Source organism: Micromonospora alfalfae, assembly GCF_022230925.1.
GTDB lineage: Bacteria > Actinomycetota > Actinomycetes > Mycobacteriales > Micromonosporaceae > Micromonospora > Micromonospora alfalfae.
The window spans coordinates 1-22280 of record NZ_JAKKFH010000062.1; the positions used below are offsets into that span (position 1 = coordinate 1).

Here is a 22280-nt window from a genome sequence, read left to right on the forward strand (position 1 = left end):
TCGACCTTGTCAAACACGCACTGAGGCGAGGCCACCCTCCTGGGGCGGCGCGCTGGAGATCGCCGTGCCGAGCGACGGGATGAACGCCAACGACATACCCAACGCCGCGACCAGTGAGGCGGGCAGGACGTCCACCACGTAGCTACCGTCGGCGCGAACGAGGGCGAGCCACCCGAGCCCGATGGCCAGTACCGCCAGGCCGGCAATCACCATCGGCTTCGGGCCGAACCGGTTGATGGCCCGCGGTGCCAGAGCGATCATCCCGACCATGATGAGGATGGTCATGGGAAGCAGCGCCGCACCGCTGGGGAAGGCGCTGTAGCCAAGCACCTGCTGCAGGTAGAGGTTGAGATAGAACCACATCGGAATCCACGCCGCGCCCAGCAGGAGTTGCGCCACATTTGCGGCGGCGAGGTTCGGGACACGGAAGATTGACAGCCGCATCAGCGGCTGCCGGCGGGCGGCCTGGATGGCCACGAACGCCACCAACGCGGCGACCGCGCCGGCGAGGACCAGCCACGTCTGCCCGGAGGTCCACCCGACCTCGGGCGCCCGGACGATCGCATAAACGGTGGCGCCGAGACCAGCGGTGACGGTGAGCGCCCCAGCGATGTCAAGCGAGCCGCGGCGGGCGCCGCCGGCGGGCATGAGCGCCGGGGCGGCGAGCACCGCGATCAGGGCGATCGGAATGTTGATGTAGAACACCCACTGCCAGCTCAGGTACTCGGTGATGACCCCGCCGAGGAAGACGCCCGCGGTGCCGCCCGCCGGCGCGGCCGCACCGTAGAGCGCAAGCGCCTTGGTGAGCTCTCGGGGCTGGGCGCCGAAGAGCATCATCAGCATCGTCAGCGCCGACGGTGCGATCAGGGCGGCGCCAACACCCTGGGTGGCACGGGCGGCCAGCTCCACCGCGACGCTGTCGGCCAGCCCTGCGGCTGCCGACCCGACCAACAGGATCAGCCAGCCGGCCGTGAACATGCGCCGCGCGCCGAACAGGTCCGACAGCCGGCCGCCGAGCAACAGCAGGCCACCGAAGGCTACGACGTAGGCGTTGAACACCCACGACAGGTTCTCCGGCGAGAAGCCGAGATCGTCCTGCATGCGCGGTAAGGCGACGCCGATGATCGAGGTGTCCATGATGACCATGAACTGGGCGAGCGCGATGAGCCCGAGGCCCCACCAACGCTTGGATCCGTGTGACATCTCCACCACTCCTTCATGCCCCTGGGGGGTATGGGTACGCGGTGAAGGTCTACCCCCTGGGGGTATTCCATGTCAAGCGTCAACTGTTCACGGACTCGCGTTTCGCCGCATCCCACGCATCTGGTTGATTCCCGTACCCCCTATGGGTATATTCATCGTTCGTCAGAGGGCGTCGTCTTGCGGCTCAACGGCCACCAAGCTGCCCGCATCGCGGCGGTAAGCCGGCGCCCCACGTTCTCGGACAGGAGAGAGCCATGTGCACCAGCGGATCCAGTTGCGGCTGCGCCACCGCGACCGCCGACAACGCACCGGCCACCGTCGACACCGTCGGCGGCGTGCAGGTCACCTACACCGTGTCGGGGATGACCTGCACCGGTTGCGCCAGCAACGTGCGCCGGGAGCTGAGCACCGTTGAGGGCGTCACCAGCGTCGAGATCGACGTGGCCGCCAGCGGGGTTACGGTCACCAGTCACACCCCGCTGGCGATCGCCAACGTCCGCGCGGCCGTCGAGAAGGCCGGTTACCAACTCGTGAGCTGACCGCAGGATCGGCCGCGCCCGCCCGGCATAACGGAGGGGCGCGGCCGCCCACGACGCTCTACGCCCTCGTGCTGGATCTGGCGTTTGCCGGCAGCGCGAGGCCGAGCTGGAGTGAGCTTGTCCGCGCGTGTGGACGGGCACGGGATAGGGACCTGCATGCCCGAACTAGGCCGGGACAACCACACGGCTACGCGCGCGATGTTGGCTGCCTGAGCTTATCCGGGCCCCAGGCCCCTGCATGATGGCGCTTGTGGGGACGTCCGAGGTGATTGCGAGACCGACCCAGTGACGCCGCGGGCAATGCTCACGGGCAGAACGTGAGGACCGCGAGGAGGCCGATGAAGGCCGGCGCGGCGGTCGCCGCCAGTGGGAGCAACAGGCGCGACGGCACTTTGTGAGTGCAACGGTCTTCCCGAAGGTGGTGTAGCCGCAGCGGAACATCCGCGCCTGCCATCGACAGGGTGCCCGCGGGACTGGGTGATCCCGCGAGGGCGATCAGGGCACCACGGACAGCGGAGGCGCCGCACGCGCGAACCGCGTCCGCGTCGGCGCACAGTTCCACCAGGACCCGAACCGCGCGGGGCGCCTGACGGGTGATGGGCACCCACGGTATGGCTGCCGCAAGGATCTCGGCGGCGGCGACGAGCAGGTGGTGGCGTCCACGAAGGTGAGCCCGCTCGTGAGACAGGACCGCCGCACGTTGCGCCGGTGGTAGCTGCTGGACACCGGTGGAAAGCACGACCAGGCCGTCACGGCCGCCGATGCTGTAGGCGATGGGGGTGGTGTGTGGCACGCTCAGCACGGATCGCGCAAGCGCCGTGGGCGGGCCACCCAGTAGAGCCAGAAGATCTCGATGAGCCTGATGGGACGCGCGCTGGGCGCGGCGCTGACGCACCGCGGAGACGACCGTGCGCGTGATGAGCACACCAGCTGTCAGGGCGCCAAGGGCTCCTACCAGCTCATGCTGTGCGGGCAGATGCCCGTGACGCATGGCAACCCAGCAGTGATGCGCAAGGGTCTCGGTCCATCCCTGCGCACCTGCGCGGGGTACGAGGAGCAGCACCACGCCGAGGGCGAAGGAGCCGATGACGGCGACGATCGCACCGCACCAGGACAAGAGCACCGCGAAGGGATCCTGGCGACCGGTGACACATTCCAGCAGCGGCGGCGCCAGCCAGGCAACGACGAGCGCCCCGACAAGGAGCGCGACACCCGCGTTCACTGCCTCTTCGACCTTTCATCGAGTACCTGCTGCAGCACCGCCAGTTCCCGCTCGGACGCGGAACGAGCGAAGTGCAACAGCACGACGTCCGGCTGGCGGCTGGTTTCCAGCATGCGGCGCAGTGTGCGTGCCACGAGTTCCTCCCGGCTGCCGGCCGGTCGGTACTCATAGGCCTTGCCGCTCTTGTCACGCAGGACCCACTGCTTGCGGTGCAGGTTGTCCAGCACCGTCATCACGGTGGTGTAAGCCAGGGTTCGTCCGGTCAATCGATCAAGGACTTCCCGCACCCGCAACGGCTCGCCTGACTGCCACAGCACGTCCATGACGGTGGCTTCCAGCTCGCCTAACCCGTTCACCGAACACCCCTCCCACGTCCGCGCCAGCCTACGCCCACACCGCGCAAGGGCGGGACTGCCCGCAGGGTCCGCTTGGCAGAAACGCCGATCGCATCGCGCCCCCCAGCCCACCAGCGGGTGACCGGTGGCTGCGGATGTGTGGCGCCACGCCCATGCCAGGCGTTAGGGGCGACCGTCCGGGGGTAAGCGCGGCCCGCACGACTGACGGCCGTGCCCGAGCACAGACTGCTCGCCTGACCAGGCCAACAGGCACCAGGGGGACCAATGAGACGTACACGATCAGGCATCATCCTTGCCGCGTCGCTGGCGGGGTTGTCGCTTCCCGTCGTCGCTGTCGGCAGCGTTGAGGCAGGTTCGGCCACCGTACCCGCCGCCGTTGCGAGTCCCAGCCCCTCCGGAACTCCGCATGAAGCAGCCATGTTCGCCGCGATGATGGCGTCACATCACCAGGATGGGATCGAACTGGCGCAGATGGCGCTGGACAAGTCGACCAACGACGGAGTGCGAGCCGTAGCGCAACGCGCGCAGCAGAACCAGCAGGCGCAGCTGCCTCAGCTGCAGAGCATCGCGCAGAGCGGAAGCATGAGCCCTCAACCGCCAGAAGCACCGCTGGCGAAGTTCAATGAGCAGGAGATGGCCGAGCTGCAACAGCTCTCCGGCACGGAGTTCGACCGCAAGTGGCTCGACACTTTCAGCAGCCACCACATGTCAGCGATCATGATGTCGGACCTTCAGCGGGACTCTGCGGACACCCGGGCTCGCGACCTCGCTAGCCAAATCCGGGACCAACAGCTTCAAGATGTCACTGAGATGAACAACCTGCGAGCGCAGTTGGGCTAGCTTCACACCGCCCAGGGCAGCTGTGCGGAGGTCCTTAGTTCGTCTCTGGCGAGGACCGACGGCCTTTGGCCGCGGCACTGTCTGGATCGGGGACAGGCGGCCCTCGACTGAACGTCGAGGACCGCCTGTCGTGAAATGGTCAGGCGGAGTAGCCGCGGGAAGCGGCCCAGTTCGCCAGTTCGTCGACCTGGATCCAGTAGGTGCCGTCGCCCACCGGCTGCCACGGGTCGGCGAGCTTCACCATGTCGCCGTCGTCTTGGTAACCGACGACCGTGAGGTAGTGCCCGACGGGAAACGACCGCTGGACGTTGTCGGCGTCAACGGCGGAACCGATGACGTTCACCACCGGGATACGGTCCTCGTCGATCGCCTTGCGCAGGTCGGTTCTCAGCCGCTGCACCTCCTCGGGGCGGGCCGTGTCGGTCGGGATCTCACCGGTCTTGTAGACGTCCTTGCCCAGTTCACTGTTGAGGACGCGGGTGATGTCGAACGCGGAGGCGGTGCCAGCAACGGTCGTGCCGAGCTTGCCCGCCAGGTCGTCCTGGCTCTTGATCTCGCCCTTGGCGCTCAGGGCGATCCGGGTTGACGCCGGTCCGCAGTAGTAGATGTTCGGCTGCGCCTGGAAGGTGTAGTCCTCCAGGCTCTTCGTGGAGCGCTGGTCCGCCTGTTGTGCGGCAGCGGCGGGTCCTGCCGCCGAGGAGGGGACGGCCTGTGCAGCGGCGGCGGGGCCGACCGCGACAGCGCTGAGGCACGCGAGACCGGCGACGCCGAGCGCGCTCCTGGCAACGGTTCCGCGAACGTAGGAACCGGTGTTGGTGATGGCGGGAAGCCACCGTACGAGGTTGTTCATTGCTTCGCCTTTCCTCGGGGTGAACAGAGCGACCGGTGGCTGCGTCTGTTCGTCTCGGGGTTCGGGTTGGCACGCGCTTACGCGCCGGAGAACCTAACGCCGGGCGTCGGGCTCCGGCGTTGGGAAACACAACTGCGGCTGAGGCTCGGGCATTCCGGGCGGGCTGGTTCGACGCGGGCACCGAGGATCTGTGACTTCGGTTGCTCGACAGGACGCGCTGGCCGGGCCCGATCAGTCGGGCCCGGCCAGCGCTACTGGCTGTGTGATTACAGGCGGTTGAGGATCTTCTGCAGGGTCTGCACCTCGGTTGCCTGGTCCGAGGCGATCTGCGTTGCCAGGGCTTTGGCGTCGGGGTTGCTGCCCTGGGCCTGTTCGGTCTTGGCCATGTCGATCGCGCCGTTGTGGTGGGCGATCATCATTTGGGCGAACATCTTGTCGAACTCGGTGCCTTGAGCTGCCTTGAGATCCGCCATTTCCTGGTCAGACATCATGCCCGGCATACCAGACGCGCCGGGGGTGGGAGAGCTCATGTCGGACATGTTGTGCCCGGGAGCGGAACTCATGGCCGGCATGCTGTGGTCGGCCGGTGCCGCGGTCGGCTTACCCCAGGCCGTCAGCCAGCCCTTCATCGTGCTGATCTCCGGATCCTGTGCCGCCTTGATCTTCGCGGCTAGGTCCTTCAGCTCCGGGTCGCTGGCCCGCGTGGACGCCAGGTCCGCCATCCCGACTGCCTGCTCGTGGTGCGGGATCATCATCTGCGCGAACATGACATCCGCGTCGTTGAAGGCGGCGCTGTCGGAGGACGAGGAGCTGACCGCCGGGCTGCCGCTGCCGTGGTCCATGCCCATGTCGTTGCCGCCGCAGGCCGCGGTGACGAGTAGGGCGGACAGTGCCGCGCCGGCCAGAACGGTGCGCCGCAGAGTGGTGCGCTTCATCAGGTAAAGATCCTTCTCGCTCGGTATCTGATTTCGGTAGGAGGCGGGTCGGGTTGCAGGCCAGCTCGGCCTGACCCGGACGATTCCTACGTTCGGGACACCGAAACGACAGCCAACCTCAATCTGATAGGCACGGTGGGTGGTCCGCGACCCACGGCAGGGGTGGTCCACACGTTGCGCAGGAGTCGGGCAGGGCTGCGACGCAAACGGCTTATGCGCGCCGCCCAGAGCATGATGCCCACCGCGCCCAGCACGGCCAGGCATACCGCTAACAGGTCGAGGTTCAGTCCATGCCCCGGTGTCTCGCCGGCGTCAGATCCCGCCCTGCGTTGATCGGCTCCCAGATGGGGCTGCACGACCATGCCATCGTTGCCGTCGGCCGCGACAGCGGGGGCAGGGTGATGACCCGTATCACCGACGTGACCAAGGGTGTGCATGCTAGCGACGCCCAGCGCGAGGAGGACGAACAGCATCAACTGCGGCAGGCTGAAACGGCCTGCCGCCGGCTTCATCACTGTCGTCCTGTTCATCCCGATCCACGGTAGTAGGTCTGGCTACGGTTGTCGCGTCACAAGCATTCGCAGCAGCTTGCTGTGGCGCCTTGTCAGGGAGTCAGGTTCGCGATGTCGAACCACGCGAACGGCGGCCACGGAAGATTACGCAACACCGTGCTGTAGAGCACGAAAGCCACGACGTACGTCCCGTACACGCGCGGCGACAACCGTAGCGCGGGAAGCTCACGTCCGAACCACACCGCGGCCGCCCACCGCAGGCCGAGATACACGAGGAACGGGACCGCAACCAGCGCGGCGAGGTGATGGCGCGCCGCCTGCACCAGGTCGCCGTGAAGGAGGTAATAGAACATCCGGGTTCCGCCGCAGCCTGGTCCGTTGATCCCGGTCAACGAATGCCACAGGCAGGGACCGGTGGGGTCAGCAACACCATCGGTCGGGTTGAAGCGAGAGACGAAGCCGCCAGCGGCGAGTACAGCAGCGGCGGCACCGAGGGTCGCCCATCGTTGCGCCGCACGGTCCGCAAGCGTGGCCACCTGTCGCATCCGCCCATCACCTCACAATCGCTGGGTTCGCTACCTGACCCGCTCCGCCCCAAGCGGCGTGCCGGGCCGACCGCCAATACTACTAACATCTCATAGTAGATTGGCGCCATCGCAGAGCCCCGGTTCGCGGGGTCACACAGGAGGAGGCCAGGTGCCCGGCGAACGGTCCAACCGAATGACGTGGGCGGGCACGGCGCTTGGTGTCGCTCTGCTGATCGCGGCCGTCATCGCGTTCGTGAACTGGGATGACGCATCTCGCAGCTCTGACGTCTCGACCGCAAGCGCTCTGAGTCACGTGCACGGCATGGCCGTGAACCCGTCGGACCAACAGCTCTACGTCGCCACTCACCACGGAGTCGTTCGCGTCTCTGATAGCGGGGCCGCCCACGTCGGTGATGGTCGGCAGGACACGATGGGCTTCACGGTGATCGGACCGGACCACTTCCTCGCCTCGGGACATCCCGCGCCCGGGGAAGCCGGACCGACGCATCTGGGCCTGATCGAAAGCACCGATGGTGGGCGCACCTGGCGATCGGTGTCGCTCGCCGGGAGGGCAGACTTCCACGCCCTTCGGAGCGCCGACGGGGTCACCTACGGCGTCGATTCCAGCACTGGCTCCCTGCTGGCAAGCACTGACCGGGTCACCTGGCAGGCCCGGTCCAGGATCGAGGCGTATGACCTGGCGGTCGAACCCGGACAGCCTGACAGCCTTCTGGCCACAGCGGAGCAGGGCCTGCAACGTTCGGTCGACGGGGGGCGCACCTGGGCGGCCGCCGGAGGACGGGCCTTCGTGCTGTTGCACTGGGCCGGCCGCGACCGGCTGCTGGGAATTGCGGCAGACGGCCAGATCCTCGTGTCCCATGACGCAGCCGTGAGTTGGTCGGGCACCGGGGGTCACGTTCCCGATGCGCCGGCCGCCTTCACCACCCACGGTGACCTGCTCTTCGTCGCCACACGTGATGGTCGAGTACTACGCAGCGGGGACGCGGGTGCGACATGGCAACCCATGCAGACATCGCTGTCGTGATCCTCGCCCGCCCCCTGCCATTCCCCGCCGACCGCGTACGGAAGTCCGGTCCATGATGAGGCCGGCAGCGATGTGGTGGCGACCCATCTCGGGCCGCCACCACATGCCTATCGCCCCTGCGCAGTCAGGCGGACTCGCCGCAGCAACTGGGCGTTGAGCGCCACCACGATCGTGGAGACGGACATCAGCACCGCGCCGACGGCCGGGCTGAGGCTGATTCCGGCCCAGGCGAGGACGCCGGCGGCGAGCGGGATCGCCACGACGTTGTAACCGGCCGCCCACACCAGGTTCTGAGTCATCTTCCGGTACGACGCCCGGGACAGGCGGATCACACCGGTGACGCCGCGCGGATCGGACGAGGCGAGGATGACACCGGCGGACTCGATCGCCACATCGGTGCCGGCGCCGATGGCGAGCCCGACGTCGGCGCGCGCCAGGGCCGGGGCGTCGTTCACGCCGTCCCCAACCATCGCCACTGTCAGCCCTCGGGCCTGCAGGTCGGCGACCGCTCGGTCTTTGTCGGCGGGCAGCACCTCGGCGAAGACCTCGTCGACGCCGGGACGGAATCCCAGGTCCGCGGCGACGGCCTCGGCGACCGGCCGAGCGTCTCCGGTAATCATCACGATCTTCCGCACGCCCTGCTCCCGCAGCTCTGCGATGGCCTCGCGGGCCTCGGGACGGATCTCGTCCTCCAGGGCGAACGCCCCCACCGCCTCCGCCTGCCCGCCGTCGGGCAGTCGGACCAAGTGCAGCACGGCAGCCCCGCGCGCCGACCAGACCTGCGCGACCCGAACCAGCTCGTCGGGCACCCTGGCCGCCAGTTCCCGCAGCAGAGCCGGACCGCCCACCGCATAGCTGGTGCCGTCGACGACAGCCTGCACACCTCGGCCGGTCAGCGACCGGAAGTCGCTGGCCCTCGCCTCCAGTCCCCGCTCCTGCGCGACGCCCACCAGCGCCTTGGCGAGGGGGTGCTCACTGTCGGCCTCGACCGCACCGGCGATGCGCAGCACCTCATCATCGGTGACACCGGTCGCGGCGGCCGTGGCGGTGACAGTGTGCGCACCCTTGGTCAAGGTGCCGGTCTTGTCGAACAGCACCGCGTCGACGGTGCGCATCCGCTCCAGGGCGAGGCGGTCCTTGACCAGGATGCCCGCCTTGGCCGACACGGCGGTGGACAGCGCGATCACCAGCGGAATGGCCAGCCCGAGGGCGTGCGGGCAGGCAATCACGAGGACCGTCACGGTCCGGACGACCGCCTGGTCGAGGTCACCCAGCGCCCACCAGGCGCCGAACGTGACCAGCGCGGCGGCAGCGGCGACGTAGAAGAGCATTGCGGCGAACCGGTCGGCGAGCACTTGGGCGCGGCCGTTGGACGCCTGCGCCTGGGCGACGAGCCGCCCGATGCCGGCCAAAGCCGTGTCATCGCCGACCGCGTCGACCCGTACCCGCAGGGCGGAATCTGTCGCCACGGTGCCGGCCACCACCCGGTCTCCGACACCACGCGAGACCGGTCGGGACTCCCCCGTGATCATCGACTCGTCCAGCTCGGCCGAGCCGTCGATGATCCGGCCATCGGCCGGCACCCGGGCACCGGAGCGCACCAGGACCAGGTCGCCCACCCGCAGCTCGGCGGCCTGCACGCGGTGCAGCTCACCGTCGTCGTCGATCCGCTCGGCGTCGTCGGGCAGGAGCGCGGCCAGCGCCGTGAGCGCGCCCTGCGCCTGGCCGATCGCCTTCATCTCCTGCCAGTGGCCCAGCAGCATGATCGTCACCAGCGCGGCGAGCTCCCACCAGAAGTCCAGGTCGAACGTGCCAAGGCTGGTGGCCAGCGACGCCCCGTACGCCACCGTGATCGCCATTGTGATCAGCAACATCATCCCCGGGGCCCGGTCCCGGACCTCGTGGAAACCACCGACCAGGAACGGCCACCCGCCGTAGAGGAAGACCACCGACCCGAGGACCGGACCGACCAGAGTCATGCCGGGAAAGTCCAGGGAGTAGCCGAACCAGTCCATCACCATGTGACTGGTCACCACGATCGGCAGCGTCAGCGCGAGGCTGAGCCAGAATTTCCGGCGGAACTGCTCCGGGTCGTGTCCGGCGTGCTTGTCATGCCCTCCGTGCCCCCCATGCCCGGCGTGGCCGCCGTGGTGCCCGTGGGCGCCGCTGGCGCCCTGTTGGGATGACGCGGAGTGGGGCGAGTCGTGTTCGTGGTGCCCGCCTCGCGGGTGCGGTGTTCGCGTGCTGCGCTGCGTCGCGTCCACGTGACCGTGGCTGTGCTGGCCACGTCCCACCTCATCGATACGGGCCGCGTCGTGATGCGCCATGCGTTCTCGAGTCATGCCGTCCACCTCCGCCCAGCACCATATACCCCCCGGGGGTAGAAGACAAATACCCCTGACGGGTATGCGGCCGCGCAATGGCCGGCAAGCCACCACCGCAGACCGGCGGCCCCGACCGGCACAAGTGCAGGGCGCCACTTGGGCCACTCGAAGGGGCAACAGTGCCCGAAAAAGCCCGCATGCGGCACGTATTGCGAACAAAATCCACGAAGGGCCGCGGATAGCGGGACCGTCCACCGACAAGCGGACCCAGTCGAGGAGCAGCCATGAAACCGGAGATCAGCCGCCGCCGGTTGCTGGCCGGCGTCGCGAGCGCGGTGGGTCTCGTCGGCACCAGTGACGTCTTCGGTGGGCTGGCATTCCCAGCGGGATTGAGAGCGGTGGGCACGAACCGCGTCCGTGGCGGAGACACAGGCGGCACCCGTAGCCGGGTGACGGCCACGCTTCGCCCCCGTCCCATCACCGTCGACTTAGGTGGACCGCAGGTAACCACCTGGGGATACGCCGACGATCTGCCCGGCCCACTTATCCGGGCCCGCGCCGGCGACCTGCTGCGGGTGGAGTTGGTCAACGGCTTGCCGACGGATACCAGCGTTCACTGGCACGGGATCGCGCTGCCCAACAACATGGACGGGGTTCCCGGTCTGACTCAACCACCCATCCGTCCGGGCTGCCGGTATACCTACGAGTTCACCCTGCCCCACCCTGGCACGTACTTCTACCACCCGCACTCCGGCGTTCAGCTCGACCGGGCGCTGTACGGCGTCCTCATTGTCGATGACCCGCAGGAGGCCGGCCGGTACGACCACGAGTGGATCGTGGTGCTCGACGACTGGATCGATGGTACCGGCCGCACTCCCGATGACGTGCTCGCCGCCCTGCGCGAGACGGGCGGCCATGCAGACATGCAGGGTATGGATCCCGCGGGCGCGCACGGGGAAGGCGGCGAGCCCGCCTCGCACCACGACGAGGGGTCCGACACGAGTGGCCACGGCGGCCCGGGTACCGCTGGCCACGGGGACATGGGCGGAATGGAGATGATGACCTCTCCCCTGCTCGGCGGTGCTGGCGATGTGTCGTACCCGCACCATCTGGTCAACGGTCGAGTCCCGGCGGCGCCGAGGGTCTTCCGTGCGCGACCCGGCCAGCGGGCGCGGGTGAGGATCATCAACGCCGGCTCGGATACCGCGTACCGGGTGGCGCTCGCGGGACACCGGCTCACCGTCACGCACACCGACGGATTCCCGGTCCACCCGGTGGACACGGACGCCCTCCTGCTCGGCATGGGTGAGCGCGTCGACGTCATGGTGGAGCTAGGCGACGGGGTTTTCCCGCTGATCGCCGACGCGGAGGGCAAGACCGGACGAGGTCTGGCTCTGGTGCGAACCGGTTCGGGTTCCACACCACCTGCCGCTGTCCGCGTGCCCGAATTGGAACGACAGGTGCTCGACACCGCAACGCTGCACGCAGCCGGCAGCGTGCGGCTGGTCGACCGACGTCCGGACCGGGTGCACCGGTTGGAGCTCGACGGATCGATGAGCCCCTACCGGTGGACCATCAACGGCGCGACCTTCCACGACGCTGACCCGCTGCCGGTGGAGCAGGGAGAGCGCGTGCGGCTGGAATTCATCAACCGCAGCGACATGTTCCATCCGATGCATCTGCACGGGCACACCTTTGCTCTTACCGGCGGCGGTGCCCGCAAGGACACCGTCGTTGTCGTTCCCCAGCAGAGCGTGAGCGTTGATTTCGACGCCAGCAATCCCGGCCTTTGGATGGCGCACTGCCACAACGCCTACCACGCGGAGGCGGGCATGATGGCCACGCTCGCCTACCGCACCTGAGGCACTCCGCTGCGGCGAGCGTTCGTCCACTGGCGGCAGTTGACAAGGCCGGAACGGGGAAGAAACGACCGACGAGCTCTACCGACCGGCCACCGACGAGCAGGCCGACGCCGAGCCCTCCGCAGGCGGTCGCGAGGAGCGCGGCGTCGGTTGCTCGGGGTCAGGAAAGGACGGCGTTCACGACCTCGGTGGCCCGCCACTCGTGCTGGGCGTACAGCCAACCGAACGCCGAGACCTGCACGGTCTGGGCCGCGACGGTCAGCGGAAGGTCCTGCCAGCCGGGGATGGCCTGCAGAGCGGTGAGGAACTGGCGCGTCGCGAACTCCGGCTTCATCAGGTCGCGCACGCTGCCCCAACCGGTGCTGGGCCGCTGCTGGAAGAGCCCGACAGAGTCGTGGTCCCAGCCGATCGCCTGGTACGGGTAGTCCTGCGACTCCGGCAGCACGCCACTGGCGTAGTTGTAGAGGGTGCTCTCCTGCATCGCGGTAGCCACCGCGATCACCAGCCCGCGGCGCGGCACGCCCATCTCGCGGCCGGTACGCACGATCGTCTTGGCGTTGTCCATCTGCGCCTGGTCCAGGCCGGCGACCGGAACGATCCGCTTGGGCTTGGGCCTTGACGTCGCCTTCGGCTTGGGCACGGGAGTTGTCGTAGACGGGGAGCTTTCCGGGGTGGGGGTTGAGGTGACCGGGGCGGCGGGATGGCGGGCCTGCCCGCGGGAGGCCGCGTCGACCTCGGCCCGCTGGGCGATCTCGGCACGCTGGTCCGGGCGGGGTGACTCCCCGGCGGGGTCGGCGCCTACGAACGTGACGCCCACGAGACCGAGGCAGCACACGGCCCCGGTCGCCACCGCCATGCGGGTCCGGCCCGGCCGGGCGGTGAAGAGGTTACCGAGGCCGCCGAGGCGGGTACGCAGCCATCCAATCGTGAGTCGAGGCTGGAACGTGCTAGCTGGCTGTTCGATGGAGGGGATATCGTCCGAACGGTCAGTCGCGCCGCCAAAGCCGCGCGGGTTGTCGGGGTTGCCGTCGTTACGCATCCGCCGAGGCTAGGCAGGAGAAACCATGGTCACCCAGGGTGATCAGGTGGCGATGCTCACACTTCATTCCGCGCAACGGGATCTTCCGCACCAGTCCGGCGGCGCCGGTAGGGACCCTCGCCATCCGGGCATACCGCCCGGCCCGCTGCCGCCCGACAGCGCAGGGCACGAACGGCGCGCACGGACGCCCCTCGCCAGGTGATCCACTAACTCATCCTTTCAGGTGATATCGTATCCGCCTATTGGAACCCACGGCGGGGTGGATCAGCCGATTCGCCCGTATCCGATCCCGATTCCAAATGGTGATCGTCGCCGGTTCCCCGCTGTTTACCAGACCGACGGTCGATGCTCAGATGCCCGCCGCCACGTTCCAGAGCAGGCCTGCGGCGACACCCACCACGAGGCTGAGCGCGGCACCTGTCACCGCGAGCCTCGCCGACCACCGCCTCGCCGGATGCTCGGGCGGCGGAGCGGAGTGATCGCCGCCGGATGACGCCAGCGCGGCGTCGCGGTAGGCCGGGACGATCCAGCGCAGGTAGTAGAAGAGACTGATCACGGTGTTGACGAACACCACGACGGCGAGCCAGGCGTACCCGCCGTCCCAGGCGGCGGCCGCGGTGGTGAGCTTGCCGACGAACACCGCCGTGGGCGGGGTGCCGACGAGGCCGAGCAGCGCCACCAGCAGGGCTGCGGCAAGGCCGCCGCGTCGGGCGGCCAGGCCGCGGTAGTCGGTGAGGTCGCGATGCTGCGGCAGGGCCGCGCTGACCGCGAACGCGGCGATGTTGGTCACCGTGTAACCGGCGAGGTAGACCAGCAGTGAGGGCAGCGCGAGATTACTGCGGTCGACGGCCACGACGGGGACGAGGGCGAAGCCGACCTGGCTGACCGTAGACCAGCCGAGCAGCCGGCGGGGGTCGGACTGCCAGTAGGCGGCGAGGTTGCCCAGGGTCATGCTGGCCACCGCGATGGCGGCCACCACGATCGGCCACGAGGTCGACGTGGGCAGCACGGTGGCGAGCCGGTAGACGGCGACCAGTGCGCCGATCTTGGGCACGGTGGTCAGGAACGTCGCCGCCGTAGCCGTGGCGCCCTGGGCGGCGTCGGGCACCCAAAAGTGAGCCGGTACGCCGCCGGCTTTGAACATCAGGCCGGCGATCAGGGCGACGACTGCGACGGTGGCGACGGCCCGGGGCGCGTCGGGCAGCCGCTCGGCGAGCTCGGTGTATCCGGTGGTACCGGCCAGCCCGGACAGGATGGTCACGCCGAGCAGGAGCAGGATGCCGAAGAGCGCACCCATCAGGTACGTCTTCATGGCTGCCTCGGCGCCTGCGGCGGTGGCGGCGAGACCGATCAGCGCGTACAGCGGGATGCTGGCGAGTAGGAAGCCGACGGCCAGGACGAGCAGGTCGTTGGCACCGGCGAGCAGCACCGCTCCGACGGTGGCGAAGAGCAGCAGGGCATACGTCTCGCTCTCCCTCGGGCTGCCGGAGATCTCGTCGGCGGCGATCGCGAGGATGAGCAGGGTGCCGGTCGCGGCGAGGATGCGGGCGAATCCGGTGGCGGTGTCAACGGCGAACGAGTCGTCGAACGCGCTCGTCGCCGGTTCGCGCAGCTGTATCGCCGCGGCCACGATCGTGGCCACCAGCACGGCGATGGTGAAGGCGCGGATGAACCACTGCCGGTCGCGGGCAACGAAGGAGCCCCCGATCAGCGCCGCGAGGGCGCCTGCGGCGAGCAGCATCTCGGGTAGCAGCAGCGCCGGCCGCATCATCTCCGTTTCCACTGTTCAGCGCCCAAGCAGGCCGACGACGGTGCGTGCCGCAGGTTCGATGACCTGGAGCAGGGGGCGGGGCAGGACACCGATCACGAGTGAGAGCAGCAGCAGCGCCCCGATGGACCACCGCTCGCCGGCACGCAGGTCAGTGAAGCCGATGGACTTTCCGCGGGTCTCGCCGGTGAAGACGCGTTGCAACGCGCGCAGGAACAGCGCCGCGGTGATGAGGATGCCGAGCACGGCGACGGCGGTGGCGGGGGCGGCGGCGATGCTGCCGGTGAAGATCTGAAACTCGGCGATGAACCCGGAGAAGGCGGGCAGGCCGAGGGCGGCGAAGGCACCGACGGCGAAGAGGGTCGCGAAGACGGGTGCGGGAGCGGCGAGCCCGCCGTAGTCGTGCATGTCGTCGGTGCCCGCGCGCTCGCGCAGGACCCCGGCGAGCAGGAACAGCGCGGCGGTGATCAGTCCGTGGCTGACCATCTGGGTGACCGCGCCGGTGACCGCCACCGTCCGGGCCTGCATGGTGTCGCCGGCCACCAGACCGGCGACACCGACGGCGAGGACGATGTAGCCCATGTGGTTGACCGACGTGTAGGCGACCATCCGTTTCAGGTTGGTCTGGGCGAGGGCCACGAGGGCGCCGTAGATGACCGACACCACCCCGACGGCGATGATCACCCAGGCCCAGGCGCGCCACGCCTGGGGCAGCATCGGCATGGCGATGCGGACGAAGCCGTAGGTGCCCATCTTCAGCAGCACGCCGGCGAGGACCGCGGAGCCGACGGCCGGTGCGTCGGTGTGCGCGGGCGGTAGCCAGGTGTGGAACGGCACGGTGGGTGTCTTGACCGCCAGGCCGAGCAGGATCGCGGCGAGCACCAGCCCGCCGGCGAGGGGGCGGGCGGCCAGCGGGGTGGCGGCGGCGAGCGTCGGCATGTCGAAGGTGTGCGGTTCGGCGGCGACGTAGAGGCCGATGAAGCCGACCAGCAGTGCCAGCGAGCCGAGGAAGGTGTACAGGAAGAACTTCAGGGCCGAGTGGGCGCGGTTGCCATGTCCCCAGCCGGCGATGACGAAGTACATGCCGACGATGGACAGGTCGAAGAAGACGAAGAACAGGATCAGGTCGGCGGCCACGAACAGGCCGAGGCTGACGGTCTGCAGGAACAGGAACAGCGCGGCATGCCCTCGCGGCCGGTGCCGCTCGCGAAGCGCGTATACCGCGCAGGCCAGGAAGATCACCGCGGTCATCGCCACCAGCGGTAGTGACAGGCCGTCCACTCCGATGTGGTAGCTGCTGTTCACGCCCGGGATCCAATCCACCTGCTGGGCGAAGGCCAGCCCGCCGGCCGGTGGGGTGTCGTATCGCGCCCAGAGGATCACAATCAGGGCGAGGTCGACGGCGGCCACCGCGACCCAGGCCCAGCGTGCGAGCCTGTCACCCAGGCGCGGCAGGGCGACCAGCGCCGCCGCGGCGACCAGGGGCAAAAAGACGATCACACTGAGCATCAGTTCACCCCAACACCACGAGGACGACGACAGCGACGACGAGCACGACCACGGCCTGCTGGTAGTACTGGTACAGCTGGCCGCTCTGCGGCCGACGCGCGAGCTGTCCCAGCCGGCGCATCCCGGCGGCGAGCGCCTCCACGGCACCGTCGAGCCAACGGTCGTCGACCCGGGCGGCACGCTGGGCGACGTGTACCACCCCGGTCGAGGCGAGCTCGACGCCCCGGTCGAGAACCCGGTCGTCGAAGGGACCGGCCTGGCGGGACAGCTTCAGCACCGCCCCGGCTAGGCCCGTGACGGCCCGGTCCAGCACCCGGTCGTCGAAGCGGGCCAGCGCCTCGGCGCAGCGCAGCGTCGGCCGGACAACCAGGACCTGTGCCGCGGTCTCCATCCCGAGCCAGCGCAGCGCCCACCGCGGTTCAGGGACCGGGCGGCGAGCGACCGCCAGGACGATGGCGAGGGCGATCGCCCCCGACACCGCGAGCTCGATTAGCGAGAGACGGAATTCTCCTGGACGTCCAACTGCTGCCGAGACCGTCGCGCCAAGCGGTGGGAGAGCCAGCAGCCCGGAGTAGGCAGCGCCGACCGCGAGCACGACCAGCGGCGCCTGCTCAAGCCCGCTGATCCGGCCGCTGCCCTTCTGCTCCCCGTGCTGGTGTGCGTCGACGTCGGCCTGCTCGTCGGCGGGCACCCGCCGCCAGATGATGACGAGCATCTTCCCGGCGTAGGCCGCCGACAGCGCCGACGCGGCCAGGCCCACGGCGTAGAGCCACGGCGATTGGTCGAGGGCCCGGGCGAGGATGACGTCCTTGGTCGCCCACAGCGACAGCGGCGGAATCCCGGCCAGCGCGAGCGCGCCGACGGTGGCCGACCAGCCGACCAGCCGCCACCGCGCCACGACTGCCCGCAGGCCGGCGAGTTGCTTGGTGCCTAGCGCGCTCAGCCACGCCCCGGCGGCGAGGAACAGCAGCGCCTTGGTGGCGGCGTGAGCGACCATGTGGGCGGCGCCGCCGGCAACCGCGCCAGCACCGGCGGCCAGCACCACGAATCCGAGTTGGGCCGCGGTGGAGGCGGCGAGAAGTTGCTTGAGGTCGCGTTGGGCGACCGCTACCGCGCCGAGCAGCAGCGCGGTCGCCGCGCCCACCCACATGGTCGTCGGAGCAGCCCAACCGGTCGCGGCGAGCAGCGGTTGCACTCGCAGCAGCAGGTAGCCACCCATGGCGACCATCGCCGCCGAGTGCAGCAGCGCGCTGACCGGGCTTGGGCCAGCCATCGCCCGGGATAGCCAGAACGACACCGGCAGCTGCGCGGCCTTACCGAGCGCCGCGGCGAGGATCCCGGCGGCGGCCAGGTGCCGCCAGCCGGGGCTGCTGGCGGGTAGGTCGGCCAGGGCCAGGCCGGCGCCGCCCGCGAGGGCCGCCCCAGCGGCGAGGTAGAGGCCCACGTCTGCGGCGCGGGTGGTGACGAACGCGGTCAGGCCGGCCGACACCCGGTCGGCGTCGCGCCACCAGAAGCCGATCAGGGCGTATGAAGCGGCACCCATGATCTCCCAGGCGAACAGCAGCGTCGGCAATGTGCCTGCGGTGACGGTAAGTGCTGCGGAAGCGGCGAACAGCAGCATCAGTCCGTGGAAACGGGCTTTAGAGCGGTGAATCTCGCCCGCTGCGGCAAGCAGCACGAGCAGAGTGACCACCGTCAGCATCGGCAGCACGACGGCGCCAAGCCCATCGACGGTTAGCTCGAAACGAGCGCCTGCGAGGAACGGCACCGACACGGCCGGCTGCGTGACCGCAACTACCAGCGACAGCACCACCGACGCCGCGGCGACGGCAAGCGACGCCGGCGCGGCGGCCCGCTCGGCTCGCCGGCCCAGGGCCAGCAGTGCCCCCGCCACCGCCGGCACGGCGACAAGCGACCACAACGCCGCCTGCCCGAGGGTGGTCATCGGGACAGGTCCGCGGCCATGTCGGTCATGTCCACGCGCCGTACCCGATGCAACGCGGTCGCCACAGCGAAACCCACCGCCATCTCCACGGTCATCGCAACGATGATGACCAGCAACAGCACCTGTCCCGACGGGTCCGGGGCGAGGAACCACCAGAACCCGGCGGCGGCGAGGATGAGCCCGTTGAGCATCAGCTCGAGGCCCATCATGACCATGACCACCACCTGCTGGGACAGCGCGCCGTAGAGACCGACGCTGAACAGCGCCGCGGCCACGAGCAACACGGTCTGCAGGGTCACCGTCCGACACCCCCTGGTTGCGGATCGCGGGCGGGCCGACGGCGCAGGTCGTCGCCGAACCGGTCGTAGCGACCGCGATGGGCGGCCAGCACGACACCGGCGACGATGGTGACTGCCATGACCACGCCGACAGCGGCCATGACCAACATCTTGGGACCCATCAGCTCTTCGCCCAACGCCGCCGTGACGTCGTCCGGCGGCGTTCCGCGGCGCGCCGGCCAGGGCTCGAGGAGAACCCCCGTAGCCAGCAGGACGAACACTGCGATCGACACCGCCAGGGCGTGGCGCTTGTCGTGGACCATGCTCATCGGCATCAGCGCCGGGTTCATGCCCATGAACATGACCATGTAGACGGCCATGATGGCCATCTCCATGACCATCATGAGGATCGTCACCACACCGACGTAGTTCTGCTGTAGGAGCAGTACCTGCAGGCCCACGCAGATGAAGGAGACGGCGAGGGAGTAGCTCGCTCGGGCCATCGAGTTCACGATGAACACGGCCGCCCCGGCGAGCACCGCGATAACCGCCAGTGCCCAGAACGCCACGTGTGTGATCATGGTCAGCTCCTACCGAGGGCGATGCCGGCGACGAGGAGGTCCTGCAGCAGCACGGCGGGCAGCAACACGACCCAGCCGACTTCCATGAACAGGTCCGGTCGCGCCGCCGGGAGATGGCGGCGCAGCCAGACGAACACGGCGAGCAGGGCGAGGGTCTTGACCAGCACCCACACCCAGGCGGGCAGCAGCGGACCGGCGCCGCCGCCGAGGAACATCGGCACCGCGAACGCCGCACCGGCGGCCAGCAGGGCATACCGGCCGCTGAGGAACAGCAGCCGGTCAACACCCGACAACTCCACGCTCACCCCACCGGCCACGTCAGGCCCCAATGCCGGGGAGAATGGCCCCCAGACAGCGATGGCCAACACGCCCATACAGAAGACGAGGAATGCCACCGGCATCCACACCACGAACCACAGACCTTGTTGAGCGGCCGCGATGGTACCGACATTCAGGCTCGACGCGGCCACCGCCGGCGCTACCAGCGCAAACATCAGCGGCAGTTCATAGCCGAGTCCGTGAGCCAGAAAGCGGTAACCGCCGACCAGTGAGTACGCGGAGTTGGCGCCCCAACCCGTCAGCCACACGAACGCCCACGCCAGGACGTCCATGGCGTTGAACCACACCACCCCGACGTCGAGGTCGAACAAGGTCCAATCGCCTAGCGGCACCACGGTGACGATCATCATCGCCATCACCAGTAGGCCGGCACCCCCGACGCGCCACAGCAGGGTGTCCGCGGCGACGGTGACACGGCGCCGCTGCCGCATCAACCGGGCCACTTCGCCGATGGGGCGGGTCAGGCCGGTACGGACATCAGCGCCGGCGGCTCGGGCGGACAGGGCACCGTCGAGAACCGCGGCGGCGAGCACGAGCAGACCCAGCAGACCGGCCGCGGCCAGCACCCAGAGCGGAGCTACGACCCTCACTGACGGGTCAGACACGGCTCACCTCGCGGTCCGCCGTCAACGCCTCCAGGTCGAGACTGGCGACGATGAGCCGCGCGGCGGCAAGGTCCCATCCCCGTACGAGATCGGCTACCGCCTCGATCAGCACCGCCGGCTGGTCGTGCGTTGACTGACCGTCCGCCTGGGCTAGTCCCTGGGCGGCGCGATCAAGCATGCTCAGCAGCCGGTCGCGAACATCACCGCGAAGATGCTCGGGAAGGTGCCACCGCGCCAGGTCCCGCTCGGTGAGAGGACCGACACGTCGCAGGGACCACCGCAGCAACCACGAACGCCGCACCATCCGCCTCAACCGATACAGCTGCCGCGAGGCGTGCGCGGTACCGCCGGCTTTCAGCACGGCGTCGCGGACACGGCGGGCATGGGATGCGGCGTCGTCGAAGCCCGCCAGCGCCAACAGGCCAGCGGCGTTGTCACACCGACGAGCTACGAAAAGATGCCTGCTACTGATCCGAGGGTTGGGCGCGGATGGCCCGGCATCGATGAGACGGGCTTCCGCGTCGACGATGACGTCGCCCTGAAGGGTGCATCGCAGGACCAGACCCGAGGGCCAGTGCGCGAGCACGGGACCCAGCCGTGCGTGCAGGACGTCCAACTCCAGGCCGTCGCGGTCCTCAGCGCCGCTGGCGAGCGGGATACCGGCCGGAGCCATGTCCATCGCCCCGTGTCCCATGCCGGCGTGGCCGGTGTGCTCGCCACCGCCCACGGCATCGTGCGCCATGTCATGGCCACCGCCGTGTCCCTTGCCGTGGTGGCCGCGCTGCGGGGTGTGGTGGTCGTCGTCAGACTCCGTACTGCGGCCATCGTCGTGCTGCGGGCGGTGGCTACCGTGGCCCATCGCGTCGTGACCCGCCTGCCCAACGGCGTCGTTGTCGCCGTGTCCACCCACCTGCCCACCCTGCTCGCCGGGCCCCTGCCTGGGTTGGCCCGCGCCCCCGTGATGCTGGGGGTGCGCAGAAGCATCTAATTGGCCTTCGCCGGCGTGGCGGCCTTGCTCGGTAACGGTGCGCTGTTCACCACCCCCATGCCGTCGGGCGTCTTGCGGTCGGGCCAGGTCTACCCAGTGGGTGGCAGGTTCGTTGCCGCGATCCTCGGCGTGCTGCCCGTGTGCGCCCCGGTGCTCGGCCGGGTGGTCTTCATGGCGCGCCTCCGCGCCGCGGTCGGCTCGGCGATCGAGGCTGTCGGTCTGTTGACGATCGCTGTCGCGCAGGCCGGCTTCGGCGGCGTCAAGCGCCGTGCGGGCGGTGTCCGGGGAGTCGACGTCGACACGGATCCTCGGCCCGGGAAGTTGGCTCCACAGGCGGTTGGCCACCTCGGACAGCTCCGGGCCTGGTGCGCCGCAGACGGCCAGGACATCGGCGTCCGCTGGGGATTGGGCTAGATGCCAGCCTCTGTCGAGGATGTGGCGCTCAACCGCGGCGCGCGTGAGCCAGTGTCCGGGGACCTCTATCAGCAGCACGTGCGCGTGGCGGGCCACGAGCTCGGCCCATGTTTTGTTCAGGCCCACCGCAGCGCCCCTTCGCGCCACGCCCACAGCACCGCGATGAAGGCGCTGCCGAGGAAGATGAACATTTCGACGATGGCCGTGATCCCGAGCTGGGCGACCACGACCGCCCACGGGTACATGAACAGCATCTCAACGTCGAACGCGAGAAACAGCAGGGTCGCCAGGTACCACCTCACGTGGTAACGCGAGAGGGCATGTTCTTCTGGCGGCCAGCCAGATTGGAACGGCAGGACGGTCAGCGGCGCTGACGCGATTGCCACAGCGCGGTGGGCCAGGTACAGGCCAGCCACGATCAGCACAGCCACCAGTGCCATGCCCGCCGCGCCTGCGTACATTGCCGCTCCCGTAGTTCACCGCCGGATGGGCGTCGCTTCTCCGGCGCTGCTGGTCCTGATCCTGCTGCCCATCCCCGCCGTCTCGATCCTTCCGCCACGGCCGGCCGGCGGGGCCGACCTGGGCGAGGATCCACCGTC

The 22280-nt window shown here is 69.2% G+C and carries 21 protein-coding genes; 4 read left to right on the forward strand and 17 right to left on the reverse strand.

The window, feature by feature from the left end:
- Nucleotides 1-9 precede the first annotated feature (9 nt).
- The gene (locus MED01_RS32965) at nucleotides 10-1203 is read right to left on the reverse strand and encodes an MFS transporter (protein ID WP_238672361.1); all 1194 of its coding nucleotides are present in this window, start codon (nucleotides 1201-1203) and stop codon (nucleotides 10-12) included.
- Between the two features lie 254 nt (nucleotides 1204-1457).
- On the opposite strand from MED01_RS32965, the gene MED01_RS32970 reads away from it, so the two are divergent.
- Nucleotides 1458-1742 carry a heavy-metal-associated domain-containing protein gene (locus MED01_RS32970; RefSeq protein ID WP_308193587.1) on the forward strand — a complete coding sequence of 95 codons (285 nt, stop codon included), beginning with the start codon at nucleotides 1458-1460 and terminating at the stop codon, nucleotides 1740-1742.
- A gap of 304 nt (nucleotides 1743-2046) precedes the next feature.
- Here MED01_RS32970 and MED01_RS32975 read toward each other — a convergent pair whose 3' ends face one another.
- Nucleotides 2047-2964, reverse strand: coding sequence for a M56 family metallopeptidase (locus MED01_RS32975; RefSeq protein ID WP_238672362.1), 918 nt, complete (start codon nucleotides 2962-2964; stop codon nucleotides 2047-2049).
- The gene (locus MED01_RS32980; protein WP_238672363.1) at nucleotides 2961-3320 is read right to left on the reverse strand and encodes a BlaI/MecI/CopY family transcriptional regulator; all 360 of its coding nucleotides are present in this window, start codon (nucleotides 3318-3320) and stop codon (nucleotides 2961-2963) included. The genes MED01_RS32975 and MED01_RS32980 overlap by 4 nt, the downstream gene beginning before the upstream one ends.
- Nucleotides 3321-3584: 264 nt before the next feature.
- On the opposite strand from MED01_RS32980, the gene MED01_RS32985 reads away from it, so the two are divergent.
- Nucleotides 3585-4160, forward strand: a complete 576-nt coding sequence (locus MED01_RS32985; protein ID WP_238672364.1) for a DUF305 domain-containing protein — start codon at nucleotides 3585-3587, stop codon at nucleotides 4158-4160.
- Between the two features lie 139 nt (nucleotides 4161-4299).
- Here MED01_RS32985 and MED01_RS32990 read toward each other — a convergent pair whose 3' ends face one another.
- The 4 genes from MED01_RS32990 to MED01_RS33005 all read right to left on the reverse strand — a co-directional run bounded on the left by MED01_RS32990 (nucleotide 4300) and on the right by MED01_RS33005 (nucleotide 7002).
- Entirely contained in the window at nucleotides 4300-5010 is a 711-nt protein-coding gene (locus MED01_RS32990; RefSeq protein ID WP_238672365.1) for a C39 family peptidase, read from the reverse strand.
- A gap of 266 nt (nucleotides 5011-5276) precedes the next feature.
- A complete protein-coding gene (locus MED01_RS32995) occupies nucleotides 5277-5945 on the reverse strand; it encodes a DUF305 domain-containing protein (RefSeq protein ID WP_238672366.1) in 669 nt (222 codons plus the stop codon).
- An 86-nt stretch (nucleotides 5946-6031) separates the two neighbouring features.
- On the reverse strand, nucleotides 6032-6475 hold the full coding sequence (locus MED01_RS33000; RefSeq protein ID WP_238672367.1) for a DUF6153 family protein: 444 nt from the start codon (nucleotides 6473-6475) through the stop codon (nucleotides 6032-6034).
- A 74-nt stretch (nucleotides 6476-6549) separates the two neighbouring features.
- Entirely contained in the window at nucleotides 6550-7002 is a 453-nt protein-coding gene (locus tag MED01_RS33005; RefSeq protein WP_238672368.1) for a DUF2752 domain-containing protein, read from the reverse strand.
- 151 nt (nucleotides 7003-7153) lie between these two features.
- Between MED01_RS33005 and MED01_RS33010 the strand changes: the two genes are divergently transcribed.
- Entirely contained in the window at nucleotides 7154-8029 is an 876-nt protein-coding gene (locus MED01_RS33010; protein ID WP_238672369.1) for a F510_1955 family glycosylhydrolase, read from the forward strand.
- Nucleotides 8030-8136: 107 nt separating this feature from the next.
- Here MED01_RS33010 and MED01_RS33015 read toward each other — a convergent pair whose 3' ends face one another.
- Nucleotides 8137-10371, reverse strand: a complete 2235-nt coding sequence (locus tag MED01_RS33015; protein ID WP_238672370.1) for a heavy metal translocating P-type ATPase — start codon at nucleotides 10369-10371, stop codon at nucleotides 8137-8139.
- A gap of 266 nt (nucleotides 10372-10637) precedes the next feature.
- Between MED01_RS33015 and MED01_RS33020 the strand changes: the two genes are divergently transcribed.
- Complete coding sequence (locus MED01_RS33020; RefSeq protein WP_238672371.1) at nucleotides 10638-12215, forward strand: multicopper oxidase family protein; 1578 nt, start codon at nucleotides 10638-10640, stop codon at nucleotides 12213-12215.
- 160 nt (nucleotides 12216-12375) lie between these two features.
- Here MED01_RS33020 and MED01_RS33025 read toward each other — a convergent pair whose 3' ends face one another.
- The 9 genes from MED01_RS33025 to MED01_RS33065 form a co-directional block, all read right to left on the reverse strand.
- The gene (locus tag MED01_RS33025) at nucleotides 12376-13254 is read right to left on the reverse strand and encodes a peptidase M23 (RefSeq protein ID WP_238672372.1); all 879 of its coding nucleotides are present in this window, start codon (nucleotides 13252-13254) and stop codon (nucleotides 12376-12378) included.
- Nucleotides 13255-13603: 349 nt separating this feature from the next.
- On the reverse strand, nucleotides 13604-15037 hold the full coding sequence (locus tag MED01_RS33030; RefSeq protein WP_238672373.1) for an NADH-quinone oxidoreductase subunit N: 1434 nt from the start codon (nucleotides 15035-15037) through the stop codon (nucleotides 13604-13606).
- Nucleotides 15038-15040: 3 nt separating this feature from the next.
- Nucleotides 15041-16531: a complex I subunit 4 family protein gene (locus MED01_RS33035; RefSeq protein ID WP_238672374.1), complete on the reverse strand. Its 1491-nt coding sequence runs from the start codon at nucleotides 16529-16531 to the stop codon at nucleotides 15041-15043.
- Between the two features lie 4 nt (nucleotides 16532-16535).
- Nucleotides 16536-18476: a proton-conducting transporter transmembrane domain-containing protein gene (locus MED01_RS33040; RefSeq protein WP_238672375.1), complete on the reverse strand. Its 1941-nt coding sequence runs from the start codon at nucleotides 18474-18476 to the stop codon at nucleotides 16536-16538.
- A complete protein-coding gene (locus MED01_RS33045; RefSeq protein ID WP_238672376.1) occupies nucleotides 18473-18775 on the reverse strand; it encodes an NADH-quinone oxidoreductase subunit NuoK in 303 nt (100 codons plus the stop codon). Before MED01_RS33045 ends, MED01_RS33040 begins: the two co-directional genes overlap by 4 nt.
- On the reverse strand, nucleotides 18772-19335 hold the full coding sequence (locus MED01_RS33050; RefSeq protein ID WP_238672377.1) for an NADH-quinone oxidoreductase subunit J: 564 nt from the start codon (nucleotides 19333-19335) through the stop codon (nucleotides 18772-18774). The genes MED01_RS33045 and MED01_RS33050 overlap by 4 nt, the downstream gene beginning before the upstream one ends.
- Nucleotides 19336-19337: 2 nt before the next feature.
- On the reverse strand, nucleotides 19338-20264 hold the full coding sequence (locus MED01_RS33055; RefSeq protein ID WP_238672702.1) for a complex I subunit 1 family protein: 927 nt from the start codon (nucleotides 20262-20264) through the stop codon (nucleotides 19338-19340).
- Nucleotides 20265-20271: 7 nt separating this feature from the next.
- The gene (locus MED01_RS36420; RefSeq protein WP_372493782.1) at nucleotides 20272-21807 is read right to left on the reverse strand and encodes a hypothetical protein; all 1536 of its coding nucleotides are present in this window, start codon (nucleotides 21805-21807) and stop codon (nucleotides 20272-20274) included.
- Nucleotides 21798-22142, reverse strand: coding sequence for an NADH-quinone oxidoreductase subunit A (locus MED01_RS33065; protein WP_238672378.1), 345 nt, complete (start codon nucleotides 22140-22142; stop codon nucleotides 21798-21800). Before MED01_RS33065 ends, MED01_RS36420 begins: the two co-directional genes overlap by 10 nt.
- Between the last annotated feature and the right edge of the window lie 138 nt (nucleotides 22143-22280).